The sequence below is a fragment of the Bradyrhizobium nivariense genome, from assembly GCF_029846695.2.
GTDB lineage: Bacteria > Pseudomonadota > Alphaproteobacteria > Rhizobiales > Xanthobacteraceae > Bradyrhizobium.
The window spans coordinates 1-1244 of the sequence record NZ_JARWCR020000187.1 but is presented as its reverse complement, the minus strand read 5'-3'; the positions used below and the strand labels follow the sequence as shown (position 1 = coordinate 1244).

Genomic DNA, 1244 nt, shown 5'->3' with positions numbered 1-1244 from the left:
TGAGCTGCTGCCGGTTTGATGGACACCAAGTTTAGGTGTTTCATGGAGCCGGAGGTAGTGATGCGAAGACGAAAGTTCAGTCGAGAGTTCAAGATCGAGGCTGTCAAGCTTGTCAGGGAGCGCAGGGTGTCTGTGGCGCAGGCCGGCCGTGACCTGGACGTCCACGAGAACGTGCTGCGCAAATGGATCAAGGAGTTCGGCTCCGATCCGGCTCAGGCCTTCCCCGGGCATGGTCAGATGAAGCCCGAGCAGTTGGAGATCGAGCGGCTCAGGCGCGAGGTCAACAAACTGAAAGCGGAGCGTGACATTTTAAAAAAGGCCACGGCCTTCTTCGCGAAGGAAGCGACATGAAGTTCGTCTTCATTGCGAAGCACCGGAATATCTGGCCGGTGGCATGGCTATGCAATGCGATGGGCGTGTCACGGTCGGGCTTCCATGCCTGGCTGAACCGGTCCCCCAGCGTCAGATCCAGAAGCGACGAAGCCGTCAGCCTGCAGGTGAAGGCAAGCTTTCTTGCCAGCGATCGAACCTATGGAGCACGGCGTGTCTGGCGAGACCTGCTGGCGGACGGTGTCGAATGCGGTCTGCACCGGATCGAGCGGTTGATGCACTTGCAGGCCCTGCGGGCGCGACCACGGCGCCGGCGTCTGCCGAAGGACGAAGGCGATCGCCAAGCCGCAACCGTAGCGTCGAATCTTCTGGACCGGCAGTTCGTGGCCGAGCGGCCGAACCAGAAGTGGATCGCCGACTTCACCTATATCTGGACCGCGGAGGGCTGGCTCTACGTGTCGGCCGTGATCGATCTGTTCTCACGCCGGGTGGTCGGCTGGTCGATGAGCGCCAGCATGACAGCCCAATTGGTCGCGGATGCCCTGCTGATGGCAGTCTGGCGACGCGGCAAGCCGAACGAGCTGTTGCATCACTCGGACCAGGGCAGCCAATACACCAGCGAGCAGTTCCAGCGGCTGATGGCTGACAGCGGCATCGTCTGCAGCATGAGTCGATCCGGCAACGTCTGGGACAACGCGGCGATGGAGAGCTTCTTCTCGTCGCTGAAGACCGAGCGGACCGCCCGTAAACTATATCGCACCAGAAACGAGGCCAGGGCGGATGTGTTCGACTATATCGAGCGGTTCTACAATGCCATCCGCCGTCATTCGACGATCGGATATCTCAGCCCTGTTGAGTTCGAGCGCAAGGTGGGATTAGCTTAACCAGCCGTCCATCAAACCGGCAGCAGCTCA

General features: G+C 60.5%; 1 protein-coding gene. It reads left to right on the top strand.

The features are described 5' to 3' along the window. Positions 1–60 precede the first annotated feature (60 nt). A protein-coding gene (locus QCM77_RS45855) for an IS3 family transposase (RefSeq protein ID WP_280097132.1) occupies positions 61–1214 on the top strand; the annotation gives its coding sequence in 2 pieces (ribosomal slippage) (positions 61–310 and positions 310–1214; 1155 coding nt in all). Positions 1215–1244: the final 30 nt, after the last annotated feature.